This is a genomic window from Devosia sp. T2-14 (assembly GCF_055397495.1).
On sequence record NZ_AP027921.1, the window covers coordinates 1,106,831 to 1,129,099 of the forward strand.

The window sequence follows — 22,269 nt, forward strand, 5'->3', positions numbered from 1 at the left end:
AGGACGAAACAAATGGCAGAGAAAAAGGCCGGTCGCGTATCGCAGGTCATCGGTGCCGTCGTGGACGTCACGTTCGACGGCCACCTGCCCGCGATCCTGAACGCTCTCGAAACCACCAACAATGGCCAGCGCCTGGTGCTGGAAGTGGCGCAGCACCTCGGTGAAAATGCCGTGCGCGCCATCGCCATGGACACCACCGAAGGCCTCGTGCGCGGCGCCGAAGTGATCGATCTGGGCGGCGCCATCTCGGTTCCCGTCGGTGAAGCGACCCTGGGCCGCATCATGAACGTGATCGGCGAGCCGATCGACGAAGCTGGCCCGATCTCGGGCGAAGCCAAGCGCGAAATCCACCAGGAAGCTCCCGCTTTCGCCGAGCAGAACCCGGAAAGCCAGGTTCTGGTCACCGGCATCAAGGTCGTGGACCTGATCGCTCCTTATGCACGCGGCGGCAAGATCGGCCTGATGGGCGGCGCCGGCGTGGGCAAGACCGTTCTGATCCAGGAACTGATCAACAACGTCGCCAAGGCGCACGGTGGTTACTCGGTGTTCGCTGGCGTGGGTGAACGCACCCGCGAAGGCAACGACCTGTATCACGAAATGATCGAATCGGGCGTGAACAAGGATCCCGCAGCGAACGGTGGCTCGGCCGCCGGTTCCAAGTGCGCCCTGGTGTTCGGCCAGATGAACGAGCCCCCTGGTGCACGCGCTCGCGTGGCACTGACCGGCCTGACCGTCGCTGAGAACTTCCGCGACCAGGGCCAGGACGTGCTGTTCTTCGTGGACAACATCTTCCGCTTTACCCAGGCTGGCGCCGAAATGTCGGCACTGCTGGGCCGTATCCCGTCGGCCGTGGGCTATCAGCCGACGCTGGCGACCGACATGGGCGCGATGCAGGAACGCATCACCACCACCAACAAGGGTTCGATCACCTCGGTGCAGGCCGTTTACGTGCCCGCCGACGACTTGACCGACCCGGCCCCAGCGACTTCGTTCGCTCACTTCGACGCCGTGACCGTGCTGAACCGCGCGATCTCGGAAAAGGGCATCTACCCGGCAGTGGACCCGCTGGCATCGAACTCGCGTATTCTCGACGCGAACGTTGTTGGCCAGGATCACTACGACGTGGCTCGCCGCGTGCAGGAAGTGCTGCAGAAGTACAAGGCCCTGCAGGACATCATCGCCATCCTGGGCATGGACGAGCTTTCCGAAGAGGACAAGCTGATCGTGGCCCGCGCCCGTAAGGTTGAGCGCTTCATGAGCCAGCCGTTCGACGTGGCTGAAGTGTTCACCGGTTCGCCCGGCGTGTTCGTGCAGCTCGAAGACACCATCAAGGGCTTCAAGGGCCTGGTGAACGGCGAGTACGACCACCTGCCAGAAGCCGCTTTCTACATGGTCGGCACCATCGAAGATGCCGTCAAGAAGGCCCAGAAGCTGGCTGCCGCCGCTTAATTGCCCCTCGGGCTTGCCGTACGCGGCGAGCCCCACCTTCCGCTAAGGGACCAAAAACATGGCTGATGGCCTCAAGATCGAGATCGTGTCGCCGGAGCGTCTGGTGCTGTCGGAAGTCGTGACCGCGGTCACCGTTCCGGGCAGCGAAGGCTACTTCACCGTGATGGACGACCATGCGCCGTTCATGACGACGCTGCGCCCAGGCTTCATCACCGTCAACGGATCGGGCGGCAAGGACGAGATCTTCTTCGTGAAGGGCGGCTTTGCCGACGTATCCCCGGATGGCCTGACCATTCTGGCCGAGCATTCCGTTCCATTCGCCGAGTTCGACCACGCTGACCTGGCTGCCCAGATCAAGGCGGCCGAAGCCGAGCTGGAAACCGCGCCGACCCCAGAGGACAAGTCCTACGCCCAGCAGGTCGTCAGCGCCCTGCTCAACCTGGCCATCGAAGCCGGCCAGATCAACGGCGGCCACGTCCACTAAGACGCACGCGTATCGCGAAAATGACAAACCCCGCTGGTGCTGCCAGCGGGGTTTTTTTCGTTGCGCCAACGATGTGGAGCGTCGCAGGGATCAGGCCAGCGCGGCAGAGACCAGCGCCTTGGCGTGCAGATCCGTCGTGTCATAGACAGGCAGCGGGCTGATGGAATCGTCGATCAGCATGCCGATCTCGGTGCAACCCAGGATCACCGCTTCGGCACCCCGCGCCGCCAGACGCTCTATGGCCGTCACATAGATGCGGCGCGACGCTTCGGTAACGATGCCCCGGCACAATTCTTCATAGATGATGCCGTTGAGATTGGTGCGATCGACCTCGGGAATCAGCGCCGTCAGGCCGCTGGCAGCCAGTCGGTCGCGGTAGAAACCCATCTCCATGGTGAAACGCGTTCCGAGCAAACCGACAATTTGAAAGCCATCGGCCAGCAAGGCGGCGCTGGTCGGCTCGGCAATATGGACGAAAGGCACGCTGAGCGCAGCCGTGAGCTGATCGGCGACGATATGCATGGTGTTGGTCGCCAAACCAATGACTTCGGCCCCAGAGGCCTCCAGACGCGCCGCAATAGCCGCCAGGGCGCGCCCTGCCCCATCCCAGTCACCCGCCGACTGCATCGCCGCAATGGGAGCGAAATCCACCGAGTGGATGATGATCTCGGCCGAATGCAACCCGCCCAACCGCGCTGCGACCTCCTGGTTGATGACGCGATAGTAGTGAGCCGTCGATTCCCAGCTCATGCCGCCGATCAGCCCGATAGTCTTCATGGCAATCAGGCCGCCGCGAAGCGCTGCGGCAGCTCGGCAAAGGCCGCCGCCACCTTGTCATAGGCCTGTTTTTTGAACGGAACGATCAGCGAGGGCGTGCGGCTGAGCTTTTCCCAGCGCCATTCGTCGAACTCGGCCGGGAACTTGCCGCCCCCGGGCGCGGTGACATTGATCTCGCTGTCATCGCCAGTAAAGGCAAAGGCAAACCAGCGCTGGCGCTGACCGCGGTAGCGGCCGTGCAGCGCAATGCCGAGGGAGTCATCGGGCAGGTCGTAATAGATCCATTCCGGCGCCTCGGCCAAAAGGCTCACGCTGGTGATGCTGGTCTCTTCGTGCAATTCGCGCAACGCCGCCTTGAGCGGGTCCTCGCCCTTGTCGATGCCGCCCTGCGGCATCTGCCACGGCGCGCCGAGCTTGGCGCTGGTCTCGGGATCGTCTTCGAGCCTGCGCCGACCGATCAGCACCTCACCGGCACGATTGAAAACGGCGACGCCAACGCAGTCGCGATAGGGCAGGGATTCTCGGTCGGGATGGACAGTCATCGGCAAAACTCTATTTCATCAGGGCGCTGGCCGGCACCAGCACAATGCCCCTGGACGCCAGCTCCTGCGACCACTCCGTGATGGCCACGATCGATATGGGCAGAGCGCTGACAATACCGATTGCATGGCCTTTCTCCAACGCTTTTGCCTCAAGGCTGGCAAGCGCTTCGAGAATGGAAGACCGGGAGGGATTGATGTCGATCATCAGGTCGGCGCGAGAGAACGGCACCTTGTTGCCGCTGGCAAGCTGGCCGGCGACGGAGCGGTTGGACGAGCCATCATCAAGATAGCCCAGGCCGCGCGTGCCCAACTCTTCCATGATGGGCGAGAAATCGGCGGCCGAAGCGGTAAAGCGCGCGCCCATATTGTTGATGACGCCGGCATAGCCGCCAAAGCGCGACATCAGCCAGAACAGCTTGTCGATATTGGCGCGCGGCGTATCGCCGGTGAGAAGGGTCTGGGGACCGGGATCGTTCTGCGGGAAGTCGAAAGGTTCGAGCGGGATTTCCAGGAGCACTTCATGGCCGCCGCGGCGCGCCGTTGCCACCGTATTGGCCAGCGTCTTGCCATAGGGCGCGAAGGCCAGGGTGATATCCTCGGGCAGTTGGTCGATGGCCTCAAGCGAGCCCTGCTCGTTAATGCCCAGCCCGGTGACCACGATGGCGATCTGGGCCTTGCCATCAACGCTGGCGGGATCGGTCGGCCGCGAATAGGCGGCGAATGGGGTGAGCCCGGTGGCCGACATGCGCGGAATGGTGCCCTGCCCGGTTTCTTCGCTGAGATCGGGCAGCGCGCCGAACACGTCGGGCAGGCCGGCGATCGACTTCGCATCACTGGTACCGGCAGGCACGCTCTGCACGGAGCCGCCAGCGGGGAACTGCTGGGGATCGGCGGTGATGGTCACGGGGCCCGTGCTGACGGCATTGGCGATTGCATTGCCGCTCTGATTTGACGTGATGGCCACTTCATGGCTTGGCCGGCCGCCATTGGGATCGTCGGTCAGCGCCAGACGCAGCGCGAAGGCGGTCCCGATCAGGGCCAGCACGGCAAACAGCGTCCGCGCAACGGGCAGATGCGTGCGCGCACCGGGCTTGCGCTTGCGCCCGGTCAGTGGCGTGGTCAGGTCATCGACCATGATTCAGTATCCCGAATGGCACATGGCAAAGGGGGCGCGGCAGCGAATCAGCGGCCCCGCCCCCTTCAATTTATTAGCACAGAGGTCAGCCGACCCGTTATTCCGCCTTGGGCGGGAAGGCCGCGTTGGTCTCCTCGCCCTTGATCAGGCGAATGGCGTACTGCAGCTGGGTATCCTCGGCCTTGTCCACCGGCACATAGACCGACGAGCCGACGCTGGTTTCTTCCTGGCCTTCAATGGTGATGTGGCCAGCAAGACCGGCTTCGCCGATGATCTCGTCGCGGCCCTTGAACTCCTCGGGAACCACCTGCTTGATCTCGATGTCGGGCGTGATGCCCAGCGCCTGGATCGAGCGGTTGTCCGGGGTGTAGTACCGCGCCGTGGTGAGCCGCATGGCGCCATCGGGGCCGAGCGAAATGATCGACTGCACGCTGCCCTTGCCGAAGGACCGGGTACCGACCAGGGTCGCCCGCTTGTGGTCCTGCAGGGCGCCGGCGACAATTTCCGAGGCCGAGGCCGAGCCGCCATTGATCAGCACGACCAGCGGCACGTCGGCCAGCTGGGCGTCGATCGGGTCGGGCTGGGCGTCATAGCGGGCGCTTTCCTCGGGCAGACGGCCACGCGTCAACACGACGGCACCCTGCTTGAGGAAGGCATCGGCCACATAGACCGACTGGTCGACCAGACCACCGGGGTTGTTGCGCAGGTCGAGAATGATGCCCGTGGGCGCCACGCCATCGCGCGCTGCGTAAATGTCCTTGATCGCCTTTTCGAGGCCGACATAGGCCTGTTCGGAGAAGCGGCTGAGACGCACCAGGGCGACGTCGCCCTTGCCCTCTTCCTCGCCGCCTTCCATCGTCCAGCGCACGGCACGCACCGCGATGACGGCACGGGTCAGTTCGAACTCGAGCGGCTCGCTGACCCCCTCGCGCACGACGGTGATCTTGGTGCTGGTGCCGATCGGCCCACGCATCTTGGACACGGCATCGTCAAGGCTCTGGCCCTGCACCGGCACGCCGTCGATCTCGACGATGAAGTCATTGGCCATGATGCCGGCGCGCGCCGCCGGGGTCTCGTCGATCGGCGACACCACCTTGACCACGCCGTCTTCCATGGTGACCTCGATGCCCAAGCCGCCAAATTCGCCCGAAATATCTTCGCGCGTTTCGTCGTAGTCGGTGGGCGGCAGGTAGCCCGAATGCGGGTCGAGCGAGGTCAGCATGCCCTGGATGGCGGCACGGATCAGTTCCTGCTCATCGGGCGGATCGACATATTCGGCGCGGATGCGGTCGAAGATCTCGCCGAACAGATTGAGGTCGGCATAGATTTCCAGCGGGTCACGCGGCGCCGCGGCATTCTCCTCGGCGGTCGGTTCCGGCTTTTCACCACCGGGTGCCAGATCGACCGGCGGCGCCTCGTTTTGAGCCGGAGCCGGTGCGGGCTCCTGGGCGATCAGGCTACCGGCAGGCAACGACAGCGCCAGGGCAATGGCGAGCGTGCGAAGGGAGGTCAGGCGCATGAGGGTACTATCCACTCTGTGTCAGGTTGGCCCACCAACCGGTTGGATCGACGGGCTCGTTGTTCTGTCGCAATTCAATATAGAGGGTCGGCTGGGCGGCGCCAGCATTGGTGGTAACCGAGCGCCCAATTGTGCGTGAACCCATGCTGCCGAGTGGCATGCCCATCTGGACGAACTGGCCAATATCGACGGTCACGGTTTCAAGCCCGGCCAGGAGCGCGGTGTAGCTCTCTCCCGTATTGAGGATGACGATTTGGCCGTAATTGAGGTAGGGGCCCTTGTAGAGCACCCAGCCATCGGCCGGAGCCACCACCTGGGCCTCGGCCCGCGTCACCAGCGAAATGCCGTGACTAATGCCGCCAAAGCCGTCGCTGGTGCCGAAATCCACCACATTGACGCCATTGGCCGGCAGGGTCAGCCAGCCCCGCGCCGCCGCAAATGGAATGGCGGGCTCGGTGCGGGCGTTGTTGGCAAAGGCGGTCTGGATCTCGGCGGTCGTCAGCACCGGCACATTGGGGTCGAGCGGCCCGTTGGCCGACGGCGTCGCCACATTGCCGGCGCGCTCGGAGAGGCTGCCAATGAGTTCCTTGAGGGAGCTGGCCCGCGCGGCCAGCGCCATGGCCTCGCTCTCTTCGGCAGCCAATTCACTGCTGCGCACATCAATGCCCTGCTTGCGCGCCGCAATCAGCGTGGCGATGCGCAGCTGCTCTTCCTCGAGCACCGAATAGTTTGCCTTGAGCGTGGCTTCCTCGGCCAGCGCCTGCGCCTTGATGTCGGTCAGCGCCTTGAGATCGGCGGTGACCAGGTCGGCCTTGGCGCGCAATTGCGGCACGATGGCCGCGATCAGGATGGCGCTGCGCGCCGAACCCAGCGCGTCATCGGGATCAACGATCAAGGGCGGCGGCGGATTGAGCGAAATGCGTTCCAGCGCCGCCAGCACATTGGCGATCTCGGCCTTGGAACCGTCCAGCCGCCCGCGCACTTCCATCTCGGACACGATCAGTGCCGAAAGGCGCTCCTCGACATCGGCAACCTCGATCTCGGCCATCTTGACCCGCTGGGCAGCGGCAATCAGCGCGGCGTTCTGTCGGGTCTGGTCGCCCTCCAGTTCCGCCAGTTCGGCCTTGAGCGCATCAATGCGCTCCTGGCTCAGCGTGATCGAGGATTCGATGGCCTTGAGGTCGTCAACCGTCGGTGGCGAGACAGTTGCCGGTTCTTCAACGGGAGCGACTTCGGCCGGGACACTTTCGGCGGGCGCTGCTTCCGCCGGGGCTATGGCGGCAGGCGGAATCGTCTCGCTCTGGGCCAGCAGCGGCAGGGTTGCACTGCCCGCCAGCACCACGCCAGCCAGCAACAAACCCAGTCTCTTGCCCGGCCCACCAGCCATGACGTCTCCCGCAGCGGCGCGCCGCGCCCGAATCAATCGACGCACCATAGCAACACGCCCGCAAACCGCAGGTTAACGTTGCTTAACCATAGCGTGATCGGCTGCTCCATGCCGGCTGGCTCAATCGCCCCGGTGATAGGGGTGGCCGGACAGGATCGTGGTGGTGCGATAGAGCTGTTCGGCGAGCATGATGCGCACCAGCTGGTGCGGCCAGACCATGGGCGAAAAGCTCAGCACCAGGTCGGCCTTTGCGACGAATTCGGGTTCCAGCCCATCGGCCCCGCCGATAACGAAGCTGGCAGCCGGCCGGCCGTCATCGCGCCAGCGGCCAAGCAGCTTGGCAAAGGCTTCCGAGCCGATGGACTTGCCGCGCTCATCGAGCGCGACGACGATGCCGTCGGGCAGCGAGGCGCGCAGCGCCTTGGCCTCGTCGGCCTTGCGGCTGGCCGCAGAAGAGGCGCGCGACTCGTTGAAGTCGATGACGTCGAAACCGGTCAGCGCCAGCGGTTTGCCACCGCCGACGGCACGATCAAGATAGCGGGCGACCAACTCCCGCTCCGGCCCGGCCTTCATTCGGCCGACGGCCGCAATCGTGATGCGCATCGAAAAGGACTAGTGGGCGTCGGCGGCGAAGTCAGCCTGCCACATCTTTTCGATATTGTAGAACTCGCGCACTTCGGGACGGAAGACGTGCACGATGACGTCGCCGGCATCGACCAGCACCCAATCGCAATGGGGCAGGCCTTCGACGCGCGGCTTGCCGAATCCGGCGTCGCGCAAGGCGTTGATCAGCTGATCGGCCACGGCACCGACATGGCGCTGGCTCCTGCCGGAGGCGACGACCATGTGATCGGCCAGCGACGACTTGCCAGTGATATCGACCGCAACGATGTCCTCGGCCTTGGCATCGTCAAGGCAGTTGATGATGACATCGATCATGGGACGCTCGGGCACGGCCTGGTTGGCCTGTGGCGTGGGAATGGTGTTCTCGGGCAGCGCGGCCATCAGCAATGGCCTTCCGCCCATGACAGTGCATGGGTCATGCGTTGGGTCAGCATCCTTGGTTGTTGATCGGAATGTGCAGGCGTCTTTGCAAACGGCAAGCAATCAGTTCCTGTTCAGGTGACTAAAATCACACGTTCTAATATGCGCGTTTACTAGGCTTTTCGCAAGATTGCGACTCATATTGACGAAACGTGTTGCCGCCTTGCCCGGATTGCCGAGGAAGACAGCGGCGACTGGCGGCCATGCAGATAGACCCAGGCCGGTGGCGGCAGCATGGCAAGCCGCGGCGCATCGTCCTCATCGATCCGCCACGGCCCCAGCGCGCTCGCCGCCAGCGACACCGGCGCCCGTCGCCCCGAGCCGGGCCGCACATAGATCGCCATCGGCACCATGGCGGCGATATCGCGCCAGCGCTCCCAGCGATGGAAATCGACGAGATTGTCGGCGCCCATGATCCACACGAAGCGCCGGTCCGGCATGGCCTCGGTCAGGAACCGGATGGTCTGCCAGGAATAGGTGAAGCCATGCGCCGCCTCGAATCCGGTGACCCGCACCTTGGGATGGTTGAGCAGGCAGCGCGCGGCAGCCACCCGATCTGCGAGCGGGGCCAGGTCGTTGTGATTTTTCAGCGGATTGCCGGGGGTCACCATCAGCCAGATAGCGTCAAGCTGCAGGCGCCGCAACGTTTCCTCCACGACGAGGCGATGCCCGTCATGAATGGGATTGAAGCTCCCGCCGAACAGCCCGATGCGCATCCCCGTCCCGGAAGGCGGCAGCTCGGTAATCCCGGGGATGCGGAGGGGCTGGCGGAGGGTCAACGACGCTCTCAGGGCCTCGTCTGGCCGGTGCCGCGGACGCGGTATTTGAAGCTCGTCAGCTGCTCCACCCCCACCGGACCACGCGCATGCATCTTGCCGGTGGCAATGCCGATCTCGCCGCCGAAACCGAACTCGCCGCCATCGGCAAACTGGGTCGAGGCATTGTGAACCAGGATGGCGCTGTCGATCTCGTTGAAGAACTTTTCGACCGCAGCCCCGTCTTCGGCGATGATCGCCTCGGTGTGATGGCTCGAATAGGTCTCGATATGGGCGATGGCCGCCTCAAGACTGTCGACGACCTTCACCGAAATGATGGCGTCCTCGTATTCGGTACGCCAGTCCTGCTCTGTTGCGGGCCTGGCGTCAGGGATCAGCGACATCACCGTGGCATCGCCGCGGATCTCGCAGCCCTTGGCCACCAGCGCTTCGATGACGGGCTTGAGGTGGGTCGCGACGACATCGCGATGCACCAGGAGCGTCTCGGCGGCGCCGCAAATGCCCGTGCGCCGCATCTTGGCATTGAGCGTGATGGAGACGGCCTTGTCGAGGTCGGCGGATTTGTCGAGATAGACATGCACCAGCCCCTCGAGATGGGCGAAGACCGGCACGCGGGCCTCGTCCTGCACACGGGCCACCAACGTCTTGCCGCCGCGCGGCACGATGACGTCGATATTGCCGTTGAGGCCCTTCAGCATCTCGCCCACCGCTTCGCGGTCGGTCGTGGGCACCAGCTGCACGCACTCCACCGGCAGGCCAGCAAGATGCAGGCCATCCAGCATGCATTCGACGATGGCGTGGCTGGAGTGGAAGCTGTCGCTGCCGCCGCGCAGAATAACCGCATTGCCCGACTTGATGCAGAGCGCACCGGCATCGGCGGTCACATTGGGGCGCGATTCAAAGATCACCCCGATCACGCCGAGCGGCGTGCGCACGCGCTCGATATGCAGCCCATTGGGCCGGTCCCATTCGGCAATGGTGGCGCCCACGGGATCGGGCAGGTCAGCAATGGTCGTCACCGCCGCGATGATGCCATCGATGCGCGCATCGGTCAGCAGCAGGCGATCAAGGAACGCCGCGGAAATGCCCTTGGCCTGGGCCGCCGCCATATCCTTGGCATTGGCCGCCAGGATCTTCTTGCGATGCGCATTGATCGCGCCGGCCGCCGTGTTCAGCGCCGTGCGCTTCTGCTCCGGCGAGGCAATCGCCAGTGCCCTGGCGCCAATGCGGGCATTGCGGCCGATCTCGGCCATGATCTCTGCGACCGGCTTTGCTGCCTCAGCCACGCTCATTGCTCTCCTCCTTGGCACCCACCAGTACCAGATTGTCTCGATGCACCACAGCGGCGCGATTGCCGGCGCCCAGCAGCTCGATCACCGCATCGCTGCGCTTGCCCATCACCAGGCGCGCTTCGTCGCTGTCGAGCCCGGCCAGCGCCCGCGCGATCTCGACCCCATCGGGATTGAGCACGGCGATGGCATCGCCCCGCTCGAACGTGCCACCAACCTTGGTGACACCGATCGGCAGCAGCGACTTGCCGGTGAGCAGCGCACGCGCCGCACCAGCATCGACCTGCAGCGAACCACCAACGGCCAGCGTGCCCATGATCCAGCGCTTGCGCGCCTGGGCGCGGCTTTGGGCGGCGTGGAACAAGGTATGCAGCCCGCCATTCATCAGGGACTGGAGCGGATGGCTCTCGGTGCCCTTGGCGATGATCATGGCCGTCCCAGCCTGCGTCGCGATCTTGCCGGCCTCCACCTTGGTGGTCATGCCGCCGCGCGACAGATGGCTAGCAGCGCCGCCCGCCATAGCTTCGATGGCCGGGGTGATCGTCTTGACCACGGGAATATGGGCAGCGTCGGGATCCTTGGCCGGCGGGGCGGTATAGAGCCCGTCGATATCGCTCAGCAGCACGAGGCAATCGGCCTCGATCATGGTGGCGACGCGTGCCGAGAGGCGGTCATTGTCGCCATAGCGGATTTCGGCGGTCGCAACGCTGTCATTCTCGTTGATGATCGGCACCGCGCCGAGCCCCAGCAGGGTCGCGATCGTGGTGCGGGCGTTGAGATAGTAGCGCCGTTCTTCGGTAATATTGGGCGTGATCAGGATCTGCCCGGTGACGATGCCATGCCGCCCCAGCGCATCGGCCCAGGCCTGGCTGAGCGCAATCTGCCCAGCACTGGCGGCAGCCTGGCTCTGTTCCAGCGTCAGCGCCACCGCACTGAGCCCCAGCCGGCCACGGCCCAGCGCAATCGCGCCCGAGGAGACAATAACCACTTCGCAGCCACCGGCCTTGAGCGTGGCGATATCGGCGGCCAGATCGGCCAGCCATTCCGCCCGCAACTTGCCAGTCTTGTCGACCAGCAAAGCCGAGCCGATCTTGATGGTCAGGCGCTTGTAGGACGCGAGGGCGTTCATGCTATCGCAACTCGATCTGTGGCTCCCCGCAAGGGGATGGCGTTGGAGGAAGGAAACTCGATCAGCCTTGGGATGCCGTGGTCACGGCATCCAGGTGGGCTCCACCTTGCGGCGGGCGGCCTCGGCCTTGGCGGCCTTTTCGGCGTCGAGCACGGCGATCACTTCATAGAGCACCTGATCGACACCCTTGCGCGTCACGCCGGAGATCTGCAGCACCGCTGCCTTGCTGACCTTCTTGAGGACCTTGACCTTTTCCTTGAGGTCATCGGGCTCGATGGCGTCGACCTTGTTCAGCACCACGATCTCGGGCTTTTCGCCCAGCCGCTCGTCATAGGCCGAGAGCTCGTTGCGGATCGTGATATAGGCGGTCTTGACGTCGTCCTGGGTGCCATCGATCAGATGGATCAGCACGCCGCAGCGCTCGATATGCCCCAGGAACCGGTCGCCGATCCCCGCGCCTTCGCTCGCGCCTTCGATCAGGCCCGGAATATCGGCCAACACGAAATCGCGCTCACCGATCGACACCACGCCCAGATTGGGGTGGAGCGTCGTGAAGGGATAGTCGGCAATCTTGGGCTTGGCGGCCGATACTGCGGCGAGGAAAGTCGACTTGCCGGCATTGGGCAGGCCGACCAGGCCCGCATCGGCGATCAGCTTGAGGCGCAGCCAGACCCACTTTTCGACACCCACCTGCCCCGGATTGGCCCGGCGTGGCGCCTGGTTGGCGCTGGTCTTGAAATGGGCATTGCCGAAGCCGCCATTGCCGCCGCTCAGCAGCACGACGCGCTGGCCCACCTCGACCATGTCGGCGATCAGGGTCTCGTTATCGTCTTCAAACACCTGCGTCCCGACGGGCACGCGTAGCACCGTATCGGCGCCATCGGCGCCGGTGCGGTTCTTGCCCATGCCATGGGTGCCGGTCTTGGCCTTGAAGTGCTGCTGATAGCGATAGTCGATGAGCGTATTGAGCCCGTCGACGCATTCGATCACAACGTCACCGCCGCGTCCGCCATTGCCCCCATTGGGGCCGCCGAATTCGACAAATTTCTCACGCAGGAACGACACCGCGCCGGCGCCGCCATCGCCCGAGCGAACATAGACCTTGGCCTGGTCGAGGAATTTCATTTTTCTCTGGCCTTCCAGACGCTGCGCGTCAATTTGGTGTCGATATGCTCTACCTCGGCGTCGCGCGCAAGGCAGAGCAGCTTCGAGCGCCCGGTTTGGATGAAACCGAGCTTGGTTTGGATCGCGAGCGAAGCCGCGTTGAAGTGGAACACGCCCGAATAGAGTTCGTCGGCGTTCGATGCGGCAAAGAACCAGTCAAGGCTCCGCGTCACCGCCTCGGTCATGATGCCGTGCCCCCAAAAGGGCCGTCCCAGCCAATAGCCGATAATAGGCCCATCGGGTCCCCGATGGAAACTGAGATGGCCGACCATGCGCCCATCGGCGAGATCAATCGAAAACGCCGTTTCCTCGACCGGCAGGTCCTGCCGCCGGGTGGTGAGCCACGCCCGGGCATCGCTCAGGTGGTAGGGGAACGGAACCCGCGCCAGATTGCCCGCCACCTCGAAATCGTTGAGATAGCGCGCGATGAGTTCGGCATCGGCCGCCTGTGGGGGCCGCAGGATGAGACGTTCGCTCTGCAGGATCAGGCTCATGCCCCCAGCTCCTGCCACATCTGCATCATTGCCTGTCCGGCGAGGTTGTTATCGGCCTCGATGCCTTCCCCGGTTTCGTGGAATCCGGCCTTCCGCAGCACGTTGCGCGAACCGGCATTGATCAGCAGCGCCCGCGAGCGCAGCGCCGGAACGCCAATCGCGCGGGCCGCCGCGACCACGGCCTGCGCCGCTTCGGTGGCATAGCCCTGCCCCCAATGCGGTTCGCCCAGCCAGTAGCCCAGCTCGGGCGCCTGGCCCGGCGCGAAATGCAGGCCGACAATGCCGGCAAACATCGTGCCGCCGATCAGGATCGCATAGCAATGCTCGGCATCGCTGGGTACGATCTGCTCGACAAAGAAACGGGCATCGGACTGCTCGTAAGGGAAAGGCAGCCGCGCCATCATCGCATGAACCCGCCGGTTGTTGGCGAGCCGCGCAATATCATCGACATGAGACAGGCTTGGCGTGGTCAGCACCAGACGCTGCGTGTGCAGGGTCGGCTGAAGACGGGCCTTGATGCTGTCCATGATGATTCTGCCTTGAATGCGAAAAGGGGAACCGGCGAACCGGCTCCCCCTTGCAATATCGCTGTGCTGGAACACGCGCCGGGGAACTGGTCACCGGCCGGGTTCAAAAGACCTGCCGGATTATTCAGCGGCCTCGGCTGCCGGGTCAACGGAAACGAAGACCTGGGCGTTTGCACGGGTGCGGAACGAGACGTTGCCGTCGATCAGTGCATAGATGGTGTGATCCTTGCCCAGGCCAACGCCGGTGCCGGGATGCCACTTGGTGCCGCGCTGACGAACGATGATGTTGCCGGCGATAACGGTCTCGCCACCAAACTTCTTCACGCCAAGACGACGGCCAGCGGTATCACGACCGTTGCGGGATGAACCGCCTGCTTTTTTGTGTGCCATCTCTAGGGCTCCTTATTCCTGGTCGGCCTTGGGCGCGGCCTTCTTGGCCGGGGCCTTCTTTGCCGGCTTTTCAGCAGCGGCATCGGTATCAGCGGCAGCGGCCTTGGGTGCAGCCTTCTTGGCCGGAGCCTTCTTGGCCGGCTTTTCTTCGGTCACGGCTTCGCTCGAAGCGGCAACGCCTGCAGCCTTGATGGTCGGCTTGGCGCCGCCAACGAGGATCTCGGTGATGCGCACGGTCGACAGCAGCTGGCGATGCCCGTTGCGGCGACGGTAATTGTGGCGACGGTTCTTCTTGAAAATGATGACCGTCTTCTGCTTGCGGGTCTCAAGCAGTTCGGCAGCGACGAGCGCGCCTTCAACGAGCGGAGCACCCACTTCGCCATCAACCATCAGAACCTGGTCGAAGGTCACGATGGTGCCGGCTTCGGCATCGAGCTTTTCAATCTTCAGAACGTCGTTGGCGGCAACCTTGTACTGCTTGCCACCGGTCTTGATCACGGCGAAAGTCATAGCATAACCGGGAGCGTCAAACGCCCGGTCCCTTTGTGTCGCGCTCTACGGCGCCGCAGGCTCAGAGCCCTATTCCTGCGGCCTTCGATCAGTCTGCCGGAGTAAACCGGCGGGCAGCCTCGAACAGCGTTTTCAAACAAAGGAAGCGCGCCAGTCCAGCTAGCGCGCATTCCGGGGCCGCTTATCGTGGCAAATGGCCCCGGAGTCAAGGCTTGGCGGCGGATACACAGATCAGGCGCCAGCCGGGTACCAGTCGAGCAGGCGCACGTCAGTGGTGTCGTCGACCTGTGCCGCCAGCCCCGACAGATCGCTCTCGCCATAGTGATAGGGATAAAGGATCGCTGGCTTGAACGTATTGACGGCCTCGGCCGCCTGTTCGGGGGTCATCGTATAGGGCAGGTTCATTGGCAGGAAGGCCGCCGCGATGCCGGTCAGCGCCAGCATTTCGGGCGTCGGCTCGGTGTCGCCGGCCACATATACCACCTTGTCGCCCATGGTCAGCAGATAGCCATTGCCCACGCCCTTGGGGTGATATTGCAGGCGATCCTCGGTGACGTTGTAGGCGGCCACAGCCGCAACATTGATGCCGTCCAGTGTGCCACTGGCGCCATTGGCCAGCGCCGTGGCATTGGCCTTGAGACCGTCCGGCAGTTTGTCGAACACTTCCTGGCTGGTGATGATCGGCGCTGACCCGGCAATCGCCTCGAGGGTCGGCACATCGAAATGGTCGCCATGCCCATGCGTCACCAGGATGGCGGTTGGCGGCGGCAGGCCTTCATAGAGTGCCGCGCCCCCGACCGGGTCGGCGTAGATGACGTGATCGCCGAATACCAGCACCAGGCTGGCATGCTGGATCGGATAGACGCTGATATCGCCCTCGGTCGTCGGGATGGTGTCACCGACGGCGATGACTTCCTGGGCGAGCGCTCCCGGGATCAGCGAGACCAGTGGCAGGGCGGCGAGCCCAAGAACAATTTCGCGGCGCTGTACCATCGTCGTCTACTCCCGTCATTGTGAACATGTTGCGCGGATCGAACGCGACAGCCGCCCCATGGTTCGCCCTCCCACGAAATCGTGACCAGTCCTCAGGGAACCCGATGGCGCGCCGCCTCCGCTTCGCGAGCCAGCATTGCCTGCTTGTGCAGCTTCGTCCATGCCCCGAGGGACCACGGCAGGGAATCACCCGCGATCTTCTCGACCGGCAGATAGGTTTGCGCCACCAGCGGCTGTCCTCCGGCCAACACCGCGACCCGGCCCCGGTGGTATTCGTCGCCCTCGAAAGCATCGAGCTTCCCGAATTCCTCCGGCGTCAGCCCCGAGATCACCAGCCCTGGCGCAGAATCGGCCGGCACGGCGACCAGTGCGGGATACACCCGCCCGGGATAGGCGACAGCCCGATAGCCCGGCGCCTCTGCCGACATCATGGCCGCGGCATCGGGCACGCGCCCCAGTACCAGGCGCAAAATGTCGGGATCCTGCAGGGTGCCATAAACAAAAAGCATGGGATGCAAACCAAACCGTGCGGAATTCCCACAAGGGGTGTTGCGGGCTCGTTATGGCTATGTCATAAGCCCCGCCGTGTCGACCAGCCGCGCACTTCTCCCGAAGTGCCCGTATCGATCTCGCGGAGAGATGGCAGAGTGGTTGAATGCACCGCACTCGAAATGCGGCATGGGGGCAACTCCATCGGGGGTTCGAATCCCTCTCTCTCCGCCACTTAACAGCCACGCTGTTTCCGGTTGCTGATCGCGACCTTCCAAATCCCTTATTGCAGCGTCTTGAGCAGACATGACTGCGGCCCGCCAGGTTTTGGCGAGCCGGTCAGATGATTTGCGAAAGGCGGGTGGCGTCAGGCGCCGGCGAGGGCGTCGCGGTCTTTCTTGCTGAGGCGCTCGCTCTCGCTCTTGAGCTGGCCGCAGGCGGCGAAGATATCGCGGCCGCGCGGCGTGCGCACCGGGCTGGCATAGCCGGCCTTGTTGACGATGTCGGCGAAGCGCTCGATGCGCGATGACGGCGAGGTGCCGTAATTGCTGCCCGGCCAGGGATTGAACGGGATCAGATTGATCTTGGCCGGAATATTGGCCAGTAGCCGCACCAGTTCGCGCGCATCGGCGTCGCTGTCGTTGATGCCGTCCAGCATCACATATTCAAACGTGATGCGGCGGGCATTGGACAGGCCGGGATAGTTGCGGCAGGCCTCGAGCAGCTCCTCGATCGGCCACTTCTTGTTGATCGGCACCAGCACGTCGCGCAGGTCATTGTTGGTGGCATGCAGCGAAATGGCCAGCATGACGTCGATTTCGCGGCCGGTCGGCTCGATGAAAGGCACGACGCCCGAGGTCGACAGCGTGATGCGGCGCTTGCTGAGGCTCATGCCGTCGCCGGCCGAGGCGATCAGCAGGGCCTGCTTGACGTTGTCGTAATTGTAGAGCGGCTCGCCCATGCCCATCATCACGATATTGGTGATAGCGCGGCTTTCCCCGCCCGGCACGAGGCCCCCGTCATCGGGGCGTGAACCGCCCGGAAAATCGCCCAGGCGCTCGCGCGCCATCAGGATCTGGCCCAGGATTTCGCCGGCGGTGAGATTGCGCACCAGCTTCTGCGTGCCGGTATGGCAGAACGAGCAGGTCAGCGTGCAGCCGACCTGGGACGACACGCAAAGCGTCCCGCGATCCTGCTCGGGGATATAGACGGTCTCGACTTCGACGGGCGGAAAATTGGGGTTCTGCGGATCGCGGAAGCGGAACAGCCACTTGCGGGTGCCATCGCTCGACACCTGTTCGGTGACGATTTCGGGCCGGTCGAGAATGAAGGTATCGGCCAGCTTCTGGCGCACGGGCTTGGCCACATTGGTCATGCGGTCGAAGTCGGTGATGCCGTTGACATAGAGCCAGTTCCACAGCTGGCTGGCGCGCATCCGCGCTTCCTTGTCGGCAGCGATCCCGGCCGTGGTCAGCGCCTCGGCGAGCTGCGGCTTGCTCAGGCCAATCAGCGACGGCCGGCTTGCCACGGCGGGGCGGACGGCAGTCGAATGGTCAAGATTCAGCGCAATGCTCATGGCGTGGCTTCGGTGTCCGAAAATGGTGGAGTGGCGCGGCAATACCATATTGCCCGCGTTTGCGCAAAGCACCGCTCCCGGGAGGCGGGCTTGCGGCCAGCGCAGGCCGCTGTTTCGCCGGGCCGCGAATAAGTCCGAAAGGATCGGAGGCCGTGAGCCCCTGGCCTAGCAGCCCGAATTGATCGACTGCTGTGCAGCGGTGGCGCCGGAGAGCGAATAGGTCTGCGTCACCTTGATGCCCGCGGCGGTGGTGCCTTCGACAACCATCGAGGACCCAGCGCGGATGGCGCTGGCCAGCGCACTGGCCTGCCCTGCGTCATCGAGCCAGGCCGCGTCGTTCTGGGTGAAGAGGTTGAACACCTGGCCGCTGACATTGATCGTGGCGCTGCTGTCGGGCTGGAAGGTGAAACCGGCCACCAGGTTGAACTCGGTGGTGACGTTCTCGGCCGGACGGTTGGTGATGTAGATATAGGCCTGGCTATAGCCGTCGGGGGTTGGGGTGACCTTTTCAGGCTTGGTCATGGCAAAGCACACTGCGCCCGTGCCATCGCTGGCCGAATAGCTCGACCAAGCCCGGTGCTCGCCGAGGAGCTTGACCTGCTGCGCGCTGGCACTGGTGGTGAGCAGGAGACTGGCGACTGCGGCGAACGCTATGGCGGACTTGGTCATCAGGACCCCTTGGAACACAGAAGGGCGAGGGGCCGCGCCGGCCCATCGCCCAGATATGGCGGATCGCCCGCTATGGGCAACCCAAAAATCACTTGCAGGCGGCGTCGATGGCGTTGATCGCCGCGGTCGCGCCTGAGAGCGAGTATGTGTCAACGGTATTGGTGCCGCGCTGGCTGGTGCCCTTGATGACGAGCGAGCTCCCCGCCTTGAACGCCTGCACGAACCCGCCTTCGTCACCGGTCGAGGCGAGCCAGGCGGCCGAGCCTTCGGTGACCATGGGATAGGCCTTGCCATCGATGGTGGCGCTGGCGCCGGCATTGGTGGTGTTGAACGGATAACCGATGATGGTCTGCACCTCGTTCTTGGTGCCCATGCCCTTGCGGTGGATAATCATGAAGTGGATCGGATCGCGATTGGCACCGGCCGGCTCGGACTTCTGCGGCGTCGCCGAGACGTAGCAGATCATGCCGGAGGCATCGTTTGCCTGCCACGCCGTCCAGGCGTTGAAAGTCCCGAGCTCGGTTGCCTGCTGCGCCTGAGCGGCAGGGGCCAGAGCCATGATCGCGCCGACCGCGAGCCCAAGTGCAAGGCCACCGGTTTTCGTCGTCATTGCCAATTCATCCTTTTTGTCGAAGGTCCGGTCTGGAAGAGAGTGTCCCGCAAACTCTGCCCCAGACATGGTTACCAAGGTATCAAACGCCGCCGCATCTGATTGTATTTGCATCAAGTGCGAGGCAATCGCGGCGGGAATTTGACCACAGCGGTCATGCTAGCTCCGGTTTGCGCCGTGACAGTTAAGATTTGTCTAACACTTGCGTGACCTCGATCAGGCCGCCAGCGGATATTCCTGCTCGACGACATAGGGCCCCCCGCCCACCGATTCCTTGCTCGAATAGAGCACGAACCGTCCGACAGGAAAGCTCAGCGGCTCAAACCGCCCCGCCTCGGCCATGAAGCGCGCCACGTCGCCGGCGCTGGCGCCGCGCAGCCGGGCCAGCGAAACATGGGGCACGAATTTGCGGCCATCGGGCGGCAGACCCGCCCGCTGCAGCACGCGCTCCTGCGCCGCCTGCAACCGGCTGAGCTGTTCGCTGGGCTCGACGCCGGCATAGAGCGTTCGTGGCTTGTCGCCGCCAAAACTGCCCAGATGGGTCAGCCGCACCGAGAACTGCATGGAATTGGAGAGGCGATCGAGACTGTCCGCCACCTCATAGGCAGTGTGCTGATCCACATCGCCGATGAATCTCAAGGTAATGTGATAGTTTTCCGGGTCGATCCAGCGACCGCCAATCAGCCCACCACGCTTCAGCGACAGGGCAAATCCGATATCGGCCGGAATCTCGAGGCCGGTAAAGAGCCGAGGCATGCGGCCCTCCTCTTCTTGGGGACAGCAATCGATTCGCCAATGACGGTAGCACACCCCGTTTTCGCGGCCAGTCGATTCGTCGCAGTTCCAGCCAATCTCTTGTAAACACATGGAACCACATCCATATTGTGCGACAAGTGGCACAAAAGCCCACCGGCGATCCTCGATCGCAACGATAGGGAAAGGAAACCGACTATGGCTGAATACGACCGTCAGACCATCGGTACCCAGGCCGGTTCGGCCCTGGCGATCGATGAGGGCCTGCGCAGTTACATGCTCAAGGTCTATAATTACATGGGTGTGGGCCTGATTGTGACCGGCCTTGCTGCCTGGTTCGCTGCGGCTGCCGCAATCACCACCAATCCGGACGCCGCCGTCGGCCAGTTGGCCAATGGCCAGCTCGTGACGCAGTGGGGCGCCCTGCTCTATGCCAGCCCGCTGCAGTGGGTTGTGATGCTCGCTCCGCTGGCTTTCGTGCTGGTGCTGAGCTTCGGCATCAACAAGCTGTCCGTACCGGCCGCTCAGGCCACCTTCTGGGCTTTCGCCGCCATCATGGGCGTGTCGATGAGCTCGATCTTCCTGGTCTATACCGACGCCTCGATTGCCAAGGTGTTCTTCATCACCGCCGCCACCTTTGGTGCCATGAGCCTTTACGGCTACACCACCAAGCGTGACCTGACCCAGATGGGCAGCTTCCTGATGATGGGCCTGATCGGCCTGATCATCGCTTCGGTGGTCAACATCTTTATGCAGTCCTCGATGATGGAATTCATCATCTCGGTGGTCGGCGTGCTGATCTTCGTCGGCCTGACCGCCTACGACACCCAGAAGATCAAGGAAGGCTATTCGGAAGCTCACGGCGCCGAACTGCTGGCCAAGGGCGCCATCATGGGCGCGCTGAGCCTCTACCTCGACTTCATCAACCTGTTCATGATGCTGCTCCGCCTCTTCGGCAACCGCGAGTAACTTCATCGCTCCGGCGATTTGAATGGACGACAAATTGGACCGCAGCTTACAAAAGCTGCGGTCTTTTCTTTTCCGGAACATCGCGCCGTGACCGACATCCAGCTGCGCCCCTTTGCCTGGGCCGACGTACCCGCCATCACCGCCATCTACCGGCACTATGTCGAAACGACAGCGATCACCTTCGATACCGAGCCGCCAGATGAACTGGCCATGGCCGAGAAATTTGGGCACCTGCAACAGCTGGGGCACCCGCTGATCGTGGCGGAAGCGGCGGGAGGCGTGCTGGGCTATGCCTATGCCTCGACCTACCGGCCGCGCCCGGCCTATCGCTTCACCTGCGAGGATTCGATCTACATCCACCCCGACGCCACCGGGCGCGGGCTGGGCAAGGTCATGCTCACCGAACTGTTGGCGCGCGCCAAGGCCTTCGGCTTCCGGCAGATGATCGCCGTCATCACCGCCGACACAGAGAACTCGATCCGCATCCACGAAAAATTCGGCTTCCGCCATGTCGGGCGCTACGAGGCGGTCGGCTTCAAATTCAATCGCTGGCTCGACATCGTGCATCTGCAGAAAGCCCTCTAGGCGTGCCTAAGCGCCGCCTGAACCCGCGGTGAGCCTGTCGAAGGTCGTGGCACTACGGCGCGAGCACCTTGCTCATGGGGCGGCCGGTGTGGGAGTAGTCGATGCCGGGCTGGCTGAGGTCCTGCCAGCCGAGATCCAGATAGAAGCGATGGGCCGTGGCCGAGCTCATCAGGCGGATCGTGTTGTGGCCCTGCGCCTTTAGGCTCGCTTCGAGGGCGCACATCAACGCTCGGCTGACCCCCATGAAGCGGTATTGCGGGGCAACATAGTTCAGTACCACGCTATCGCCCGAGATCCCCCCGACCGCCGCGACAACCCCATCGACCTCGGCCACGAACAGGGTGCGGATGCCGGCCAACAGCATGGTGCGCAGGCCCTCGGGCGACTTGTTGGCCAGCCACGGCTCCAGCCAGGCGGGATCATTGTGGTGGTCGGGCTCGCACAGCTGGGTGATCGAGGCGATCAGTACCGTGCTCATGGCGGCACAATCATCGAGCTGGGCGGCACGGATGCGCGGCGCGCTCACTCCACCACGACCAGATGAGGATCGAGCACGCGCAGCACCTGATTGAGCTCATGCCCGCGCTTGAGAATGCGCCCCTGCTGGTTGGTAATCGCATATTGCCCCTGCCGGTTGCGCAGCTTGGGGGCCTTTTCGATGATATAGAGTGGGCGTTCCGACATCCGCGCATAGACCGAGAACACCGCGCGTTCGCGCAGGAAGTCCATGGCATAGTCACGCCACTCGCCCAGCACGACCTTGCGGCCGTAGACGTTGAGAATCAGCGCCAGTTCCTTACGATCGAAGGTCACGATGGTGGGCGTTTTGCTGGGCGTCTGCAGCACCGGGCCATCGCCGGTATGCACCAGCGAGAGTGCAGAAGGTTTGCTGTTTGGCTTGCGGCCCTGCACCGTCCGTACATCCTCATGACAACGCAGTGACATGATTGCGGTATTTGCGGGCGGATGCAAGCGCCCGGCCGGACCGCTGCAAAAACCCCATTTTGGT

27 protein-coding genes and 1 tRNA gene are annotated in these 22,269 nt (G+C 63.7%); 5 read left to right on the top strand and 23 right to left on the bottom strand.

The window, feature by feature from the left end; genetic code table 11:
• The first annotated feature begins 12 nt into the window (after positions 1 to 12).
• Both atpD and ACZ5WT_RS05420 read left to right on the top strand, forming a co-directional pair.
• A complete protein-coding gene (atpD, locus tag ACZ5WT_RS05415; protein ID WP_464286358.1) occupies positions 13 to 1,449 on the top strand; it encodes a F0F1 ATP synthase subunit beta in 1,437 nt (478 codons plus the stop codon).
• A gap of 58 nt (positions 1,450 to 1,507) precedes the next feature.
• Positions 1,508 to 1,933 carry a F0F1 ATP synthase subunit epsilon gene (locus ACZ5WT_RS05420; protein ID WP_464286359.1) on the top strand — a complete coding sequence of 142 codons (426 nt, stop codon included), beginning with the start codon at positions 1,508 to 1,510 and terminating at the stop codon, positions 1,931 to 1,933.
• A 90-nt stretch (positions 1,934 to 2,023) separates the two neighbouring features.
• Here ACZ5WT_RS05420 and ACZ5WT_RS05425 read toward each other — a convergent pair whose 3' ends face one another.
• The 17 genes from ACZ5WT_RS05425 to ACZ5WT_RS05505 form a co-directional block, all read right to left on the bottom strand.
• Positions 2,024 to 2,710, bottom strand: a complete 687-nt coding sequence (locus ACZ5WT_RS05425; protein WP_464286360.1) for an aspartate/glutamate racemase family protein — start codon at positions 2,708 to 2,710, stop codon at positions 2,024 to 2,026.
• 5 nt (positions 2,711 to 2,715) lie between these two features.
• Positions 2,716 to 3,252: an RNA pyrophosphohydrolase gene (locus tag ACZ5WT_RS05430; RefSeq protein WP_464286361.1), complete on the bottom strand. Its 537-nt coding sequence runs from the start codon at positions 3,250 to 3,252 to the stop codon at positions 2,716 to 2,718.
• A 10-nt stretch (positions 3,253 to 3,262) separates the two neighbouring features.
• Positions 3,263 to 4,387, bottom strand: coding sequence for a divergent polysaccharide deacetylase family protein (locus tag ACZ5WT_RS05435; RefSeq protein WP_464286362.1), 1,125 nt, complete (start codon positions 4,385 to 4,387; stop codon positions 3,263 to 3,265).
• Positions 4,388 to 4,484: 97 nt separating this feature from the next.
• Complete coding sequence (locus ACZ5WT_RS05440; RefSeq protein ID WP_464286363.1) at positions 4,485 to 5,906, bottom strand: S41 family peptidase; 1,422 nt, start codon at positions 5,904 to 5,906, stop codon at positions 4,485 to 4,487.
• Positions 5,907 to 5,913: 7 nt separating this feature from the next.
• Positions 5,914 to 7,293, bottom strand: a complete 1,380-nt coding sequence (locus ACZ5WT_RS05445) for a murein hydrolase activator EnvC family protein (RefSeq protein WP_464286364.1) — start codon at positions 7,291 to 7,293, stop codon at positions 5,914 to 5,916.
• Positions 7,294 to 7,413: 120 nt separating this feature from the next.
• The gene (gene rlmH, locus ACZ5WT_RS05450) at positions 7,414 to 7,896 is read right to left on the bottom strand and encodes a 23S rRNA (pseudouridine(1915)-N(3))-methyltransferase RlmH (protein ID WP_464286365.1); all 483 of its coding nucleotides are present in this window, start codon (positions 7,894 to 7,896) and stop codon (positions 7,414 to 7,416) included.
• Between the two features lie 9 nt (positions 7,897 to 7,905).
• Positions 7,906 to 8,298, bottom strand: coding sequence for a ribosome silencing factor (rsfS, locus tag ACZ5WT_RS05455; RefSeq protein ID WP_464286366.1), 393 nt, complete (start codon positions 8,296 to 8,298; stop codon positions 7,906 to 7,908).
• A gap of 176 nt (positions 8,299 to 8,474) precedes the next feature.
• Positions 8,475 to 9,116 carry a nicotinate-nucleotide adenylyltransferase gene (locus ACZ5WT_RS05460; protein ID WP_464286367.1) on the bottom strand — a complete coding sequence of 214 codons (642 nt, stop codon included), beginning with the start codon at positions 9,114 to 9,116 and terminating at the stop codon, positions 8,475 to 8,477.
• Positions 9,117 to 9,124: 8 nt separating this feature from the next.
• Complete coding sequence (locus tag ACZ5WT_RS05465; RefSeq protein ID WP_464286368.1) at positions 9,125 to 10,405, bottom strand: glutamate-5-semialdehyde dehydrogenase; 1,281 nt, start codon at positions 10,403 to 10,405, stop codon at positions 9,125 to 9,127.
• Positions 10,392 to 11,531: a glutamate 5-kinase gene (gene proB / locus ACZ5WT_RS05470; protein WP_464286369.1), complete on the bottom strand. Its 1,140-nt coding sequence runs from the start codon at positions 11,529 to 11,531 to the stop codon at positions 10,392 to 10,394. Before proB ends, ACZ5WT_RS05465 begins: the two co-directional genes overlap by 14 nt.
• Positions 11,532 to 11,612: 81 nt before the next feature.
• Positions 11,613 to 12,656 carry a GTPase ObgE gene (gene obgE / locus ACZ5WT_RS05475; protein ID WP_464286370.1) on the bottom strand — a complete coding sequence of 348 codons (1,044 nt, stop codon included), beginning with the start codon at positions 12,654 to 12,656 and terminating at the stop codon, positions 11,613 to 11,615.
• Positions 12,653 to 13,189: a GNAT family N-acetyltransferase gene (locus ACZ5WT_RS05480; protein ID WP_464286371.1), complete on the bottom strand. Its 537-nt coding sequence runs from the start codon at positions 13,187 to 13,189 to the stop codon at positions 12,653 to 12,655. Before ACZ5WT_RS05480 ends, obgE begins: the two co-directional genes overlap by 4 nt.
• Entirely contained in the window at positions 13,186 to 13,716 is a 531-nt protein-coding gene (locus ACZ5WT_RS05485; protein WP_464286372.1) for a GNAT family N-acetyltransferase, read from the bottom strand. Before ACZ5WT_RS05485 ends, ACZ5WT_RS05480 begins: the two co-directional genes overlap by 4 nt.
• 120 nt (positions 13,717 to 13,836) lie before the next feature.
• On the bottom strand, positions 13,837 to 14,106 hold the full coding sequence (gene rpmA / locus ACZ5WT_RS05490) for a 50S ribosomal protein L27 (RefSeq protein WP_464286373.1): 270 nt from the start codon (positions 14,104 to 14,106) through the stop codon (positions 13,837 to 13,839).
• A 12-nt stretch (positions 14,107 to 14,118) separates the two neighbouring features.
• A complete protein-coding gene (gene rplU, locus ACZ5WT_RS05495; protein WP_464286374.1) occupies positions 14,119 to 14,616 on the bottom strand; it encodes a 50S ribosomal protein L21 in 498 nt (165 codons plus the stop codon).
• A gap of 231 nt (positions 14,617 to 14,847) precedes the next feature.
• Complete coding sequence (locus ACZ5WT_RS05500; RefSeq protein ID WP_464286375.1) at positions 14,848 to 15,609, bottom strand: MBL fold metallo-hydrolase; 762 nt, start codon at positions 15,607 to 15,609, stop codon at positions 14,848 to 14,850.
• 92 nt (positions 15,610 to 15,701) lie between these two features.
• Positions 15,702 to 16,118, bottom strand: a complete 417-nt coding sequence (locus ACZ5WT_RS05505) for a gamma-glutamylcyclotransferase family protein (RefSeq protein ID WP_464286376.1) — start codon at positions 16,116 to 16,118, stop codon at positions 15,702 to 15,704.
• Positions 16,119 to 16,242: 124 nt separating this feature from the next.
• Between ACZ5WT_RS05505 and ACZ5WT_RS05510 the strand changes: the two genes are divergently transcribed.
• Positions 16,243 to 16,332, top strand: a tRNA-Ser gene (locus ACZ5WT_RS05510).
• 133 nt (positions 16,333 to 16,465) lie between these two features.
• Here ACZ5WT_RS05510 and rlmN read toward each other — a convergent pair.
• The 4 genes from rlmN to thpR all read right to left on the bottom strand — a co-directional run bounded on the left by rlmN (position 16,466) and on the right by thpR (position 19,709).
• A complete protein-coding gene (gene rlmN, locus ACZ5WT_RS05515; RefSeq protein ID WP_464286377.1) occupies positions 16,466 to 17,674 on the bottom strand; it encodes a dual-specificity RNA methyltransferase RlmN in 1,209 nt (402 codons plus the stop codon).
• A gap of 165 nt (positions 17,675 to 17,839) precedes the next feature.
• Positions 17,840 to 18,343: an invasion associated locus B family protein gene (locus ACZ5WT_RS05520; RefSeq protein WP_464286378.1), complete on the bottom strand. Its 504-nt coding sequence runs from the start codon at positions 18,341 to 18,343 to the stop codon at positions 17,840 to 17,842.
• A gap of 88 nt (positions 18,344 to 18,431) precedes the next feature.
• Positions 18,432 to 18,953, bottom strand: a complete 522-nt coding sequence (locus ACZ5WT_RS05525; RefSeq protein ID WP_464286379.1) for an invasion associated locus B family protein — start codon at positions 18,951 to 18,953, stop codon at positions 18,432 to 18,434.
• A gap of 216 nt (positions 18,954 to 19,169) precedes the next feature.
• Positions 19,170 to 19,709 carry an RNA 2',3'-cyclic phosphodiesterase gene (gene thpR, locus ACZ5WT_RS05530; RefSeq protein ID WP_464286380.1) on the bottom strand — a complete coding sequence of 180 codons (540 nt, stop codon included), beginning with the start codon at positions 19,707 to 19,709 and terminating at the stop codon, positions 19,170 to 19,172.
• 195 nt (positions 19,710 to 19,904) lie between these two features.
• On the opposite strand from thpR, the gene ACZ5WT_RS05535 reads away from it, so the two are divergent.
• Both ACZ5WT_RS05535 and ACZ5WT_RS05540 read left to right on the top strand, forming a co-directional pair.
• Positions 19,905 to 20,675, top strand: a complete 771-nt coding sequence (locus ACZ5WT_RS05535) for a Bax inhibitor-1/YccA family protein (RefSeq protein ID WP_464286381.1) — start codon at positions 19,905 to 19,907, stop codon at positions 20,673 to 20,675.
• Positions 20,676 to 20,762: 87 nt separating this feature from the next.
• Complete coding sequence (locus ACZ5WT_RS05540; protein ID WP_464286382.1) at positions 20,763 to 21,260, top strand: N-acetyltransferase family protein; 498 nt, start codon at positions 20,763 to 20,765, stop codon at positions 21,258 to 21,260.
• Between the two features lie 52 nt (positions 21,261 to 21,312).
• Here ACZ5WT_RS05540 and ACZ5WT_RS05545 read toward each other — a convergent pair whose 3' ends face one another.
• Both ACZ5WT_RS05545 and ACZ5WT_RS05550 read right to left on the bottom strand, forming a co-directional pair.
• Complete coding sequence (locus ACZ5WT_RS05545; RefSeq protein ID WP_464286383.1) at positions 21,313 to 21,786, bottom strand: GNAT family N-acetyltransferase; 474 nt, start codon at positions 21,784 to 21,786, stop codon at positions 21,313 to 21,315.
• Entirely contained in the window at positions 21,783 to 22,205 is a 423-nt protein-coding gene (locus tag ACZ5WT_RS05550; protein ID WP_464286384.1) for a DUF2794 domain-containing protein, read from the bottom strand. Before ACZ5WT_RS05550 ends, ACZ5WT_RS05545 begins: the two co-directional genes overlap by 4 nt.
• Positions 22,206 to 22,269: the final 64 nt, after the last annotated feature.